The sequence below is a fragment of the Nitratidesulfovibrio oxamicus genome (assembly GCF_015731765.1).
Taxonomy (GTDB): Bacteria; Desulfobacterota; Desulfovibrionia; order Desulfovibrionales; family Desulfovibrionaceae; genus Cupidesulfovibrio; species Cupidesulfovibrio oxamicus.
On the sequence record NZ_VRYY01000230.1, the window covers coordinates 1 to 3,946 of the forward strand.

The following is a 3,946-nucleotide window of genomic DNA, read 5'->3' on the forward strand; positions in this document are numbered from 1 at the left end:
CGGGCGATGTGTTCGCGCTCCATGGCCTCCAGCGTCAGCGGCCCCTGCGATTCGCCGCCCGCGCCATGCTGCCCCGGCACGCCGCCCCCACCCAAGCCGACCGCGCTCGCACCCCCGCCAGTTCCGCCCATCCCCCCCGCAAGCCCGGCCAGTTCGCGCGGCAGGGCGTGTTCGGTGATCAGGTTGTTTTCAGCCAGGATGATGCTGCGTTCCAGCACGTTGCGCAGTTCGCGCACGTTGCCCGGCCACCCATATTGCATCAGGCAGGCCATGGCCCGGTCGGAAATGCGCAGGTCGTCGCGCCCGTTGCCCAGGCGGGCCAGAAAGAATTCGGCCAGCAGGGGGATGTCCTCCTTGCGTTCGCGCAGGGGGGGCATTTCGATGTTGAACACGTTGATGCGGTGGTACAGCGCCTCGTGAAAGCGCCCGGCCTCCACCTCGCCTGCCAGTGAGCGGTTGGTGGCGAAGATGAGCCGGATGTCGCAGCTGCGGTGGTCCTTCTCGCCCACCCGGCGGTAGGTCTTGTTTTCCAGCACGCGCAGCAGCGATGCCTGCACTTCCACCGGCAGTTCGCCTATCTCGTCCAGAAACAGCGTGCCCTTGTTGGCAAAGGCCATCAGTCCGTCGCGGTTTTCCAGCGCGCCGGTGAACGATCCTCGCACATGGCCGAACAACTCGCTGCGCGCCAGTTCCTTCTGCAACGTTGCGCAATTCTTGATGATGAACGGCTTGTCCGCCCGGGTGCCCAGCGACTGGATGGCGTGGGCGGCCACTTCCTTGCCTGCCCCGCTGTCGCCCGTGATCAGTACGGGCACGTCGGTGGGGGCCACCTTTTCGATCAGGTAGCGCACCTCCTTGATGCTCTGCGAATTGCCGATCAGGGTCACAGCCGGGGGCGCCCCGTCGCGCGCGTGGCGCAGGGCGCGGTTTTCGTTGCGCAGAAAGGCCCGTTGGTACGCGCGCTCCACCACCACTTCCAGTTCCGTCAGGTTGAACGGCTTGGTGATGTAGTCGTAGGCGCCCAGCTTCATGGCCTCGACAGCGTTGTCGATGTTGCCATGCCCGGTAATCAGGATGACCTCGGTATCCGGGTATCGCTGCCGCAATTCCACCATGAATTCGATGCCGTCGGCATCCGGCAGGCGGATGTCCAGCACCACCACCTCGTACGTGGTGCGGCGCAGCCGCTCACGCGCCTGCCGGGCGCAGGTGGCCACGTGCACGGTGCGGGTGGGGGTGGAAAGCTCCTTTTCCAGCAGCTTGCCGATGGACGGTTCATCGTCCACGGCCAGCACGGTGTAGGTGGTGCGCACGTCGGTTACTCCGGCGGAAGCGGCAGCGTGACGGTGAACGTGGAGCCTTCGCCGATCCGGCTTTCCACGCGGATGTCGCCGCCGTGTTCCGTGACGATGGTATAGCAGGTGGACAGCCCGATGCCGATGCCCCGCCCCACCGGCTTGGTGGTGAAGAACGGCTCGAACAGCGAATCGACATGCTCCGGCGGAATGCCGCAGCCCGTGTCGTGCACCACGAACCCCGCGTGGCGTCCGTCCCGGAACGGGGTGACGGTGATGACCGCATCGACGCCGTTGCGTTCCTTCCCCCCGTTCATGGTGGGGATTTCTTCGGCACCGCCTGCCGCGCCACCGCAGGCACTGCCCGCGTCCCCTGTCGGGAAGCTGGCCTGGCCCTTGCCATCCGGCCCGGGTGAACCGTCAAAGGCATCCAGCGCGTTCACCAGCAGGTTCAGCATCACCTGCTTCAACTGCGCCTCGCACCCCAACACCACCGGCGCCGTGGGGCACAGCCGGGCGTCGATGCGCACGCGACGGTACTTGGGCTGCTTCAGGTGGTTGTGCAGCAGCTTCAGGGTATCGCCCACCACCACGTTCAGGTTCACGGGCGAGAACTCCGAGGAATGCGGCCTGCTGAAGGTCAGCAGCGAATGCACGATCTCCTGGCAGCGGCCGCATTCGCCCAGAATGGTCCCGGCATAGTCCGCGAGGTCGGCGTGCATTTCCGGGTCCACGATGCCGCGCAGCCGTTCCACCCGGCGCAGGATGCCCTCCGCAAAGCCGTGGATGGCCGTGAGCGGATTGTTCACCTCGTGCGCCACCCCGGCGGCCAGCATGCCCACGGTGGCCATTTTCTCGGCCTGGTGGAACTTGGCCTGGAATTCCTTTTCCAGGGTCACGTCACGCTTGAAGATGAGAATCTGGCGGTCCTGCGTGGCCGGATCCTTGATGGGCGAGGCCACCATCTCGAACTGCAGCTTGCGGCCATTGATGCGGAAGATGGACGTTTCGCGGCACACCTCGTCGGTGACGAACGAACGGTGCGCCGGGCATTCCGGGCAGGGGTGGTCCTGCTGGCGAAAGATTTCGTAGCAGTAGCGGCCTTCCGGGTCGCGCACGCCCAGAATGTCGTAGAACACATGGTTCACGGCGATGATGCGCAAGTCCTTGGAAAGCACCATCATCAGGTCGGTGATACCGTCCAGGATGGCTTCTATCTCCAGACGGTTGCGCTCCGAATCGCGGTGCGCGGCCTTCAACTGCTCGATGGTCTGACGCAGTTCCTGAAAGAAGCCCAGCTTGCTGTGTTCTATGCCGATGAGATCGTCAAGGCTGGTTCCCTGCGTCATGTCACCACGCCTCTTCGCAGATGGCCAGCAAGTCCTGCCAGGTGACCGCGCGCGGGTTGGTCAGGGTGCAGGCGTCGTGCACCGCCGTACGGGCGATGGTTTCCAGCGCGGACCTGTCGGGCAGCAGTTGCCCCAGCCGCACCGGCACGCCCAGCCCGGCAAAGAACTCACCCAGCCGCTCTATGCCAGCGCGGGCAATGCTTTCCGCGCTGGCCATGCGCGGCCCCACCACGATGCGCCCGATGGCCGCAAGGCGGTCCACGCTCACCGGCAGGTTGTAACGCATCACGTGCGGCAACAGCACCGGGTGCACCAGCCCGTGCAACACGTCGAACATGCCCCCCAGCGAATGGGCCAGCGAATGGCCGATGCCGAGCCCCGCGTTGCTGAACGACATGCCCGCCGCCGTGCTGGCGATGCTGAGCTGCTCCAGCGCCTGCGGGTCGCGCCGTTCCACTGCCGGCATCAGGTTGGCCATGATCAGTTCCATGGCGCGCAGGGCCTGATGGTCGGTGAACGGCGAGGCCAGCAGCGACAGGTACGACTCCACGGCATGGGCAAAGGCGTCGATGGCCGAGGCGACGATCAGTTCCTCGCTCTTGGTCAGCAGCACCTGCGGGTCGATGATGGACACGTTGGGCACCAGCGAGCGGCTGATGATGGACATCTTCAGGCGGCGCGCAACGTCGGTGATGATGCAGAACTGCGAGATGTCCGACCCGCTGCCCGCCGTGGTGGGCAGAAAGATCATGGGCGGCAGGGGCCGCATGATCTTGTTGGCGCCCTCGTAGTCGCTGATGCGTCCGCCGTTGCCGACGATGGTGCCGATGCCCTTGGCCGTGTCCATGGGGCTGCCGCCGCCAAGGGCGATGACCACGTCGGCGCGTTCCTCAAGGTATATCTGTGCGCCCTGGTGCACCTGATGGTCGCGCGGGTTGGAACTGCAATCGGCAAAGTACACCCATTCAAGGCCGTTGCCGCTCAGGATGTCCATGACCCGCTCCACCCAGCCGCTGGATTCCAGGCCCTTGTCGCTGACCAGCAACACGCGCGAGGCACCCAGCCTGCGGGCACACGGCGCAAGATGGTCAAGGCTGCCATGGCCGAAGATGATCTCCGGAATGGCGAATTTGGTAATCCGCATGTGCTCCCTGCTCCCGAAGCCCGCGCCGTGCGGCGGGGCGTCGCCTGCCATGTATGTCGTTCTCGGCCGGATGGTTCACGGGACCGGGCCGCCGGACCGGGTCGCCGGACCGGGTCGCCCGGAGGCTCCCCCGGCAGGCCGCCCCGGCGGACAGGGTC

The 3,946-nt window shown here is 65.8% G+C and carries 3 protein-coding genes; all 3 read right to left on the reverse strand.

Going from position 1 to position 3,946, the window contains the following annotated elements; all coding sequences use genetic code 11:
- Positions 1 to 1,313 (reverse strand): sigma-54-dependent transcriptional regulator (locus FVW20_RS09095; RefSeq protein WP_196609163.1); only part of this gene is annotated, 1,313 nt, incomplete at its 3' end.
- Between the two features lie 5 nt (positions 1,314 to 1,318).
- Positions 1,319 to 2,644, reverse strand: coding sequence for a PAS domain-containing sensor histidine kinase (locus FVW20_RS09100; protein WP_196609164.1), 1,326 nt, complete (start codon positions 2,642 to 2,644; stop codon positions 1,319 to 1,321).
- 1 nt (position 2,645) lies between these two features.
- A complete protein-coding gene (locus tag FVW20_RS09105) occupies positions 2,646 to 3,788 on the reverse strand; it encodes an iron-containing alcohol dehydrogenase (protein WP_196609165.1) in 1,143 nt (380 codons plus the stop codon).
- Positions 3,789 to 3,946: the final 158 nt, after the last annotated feature.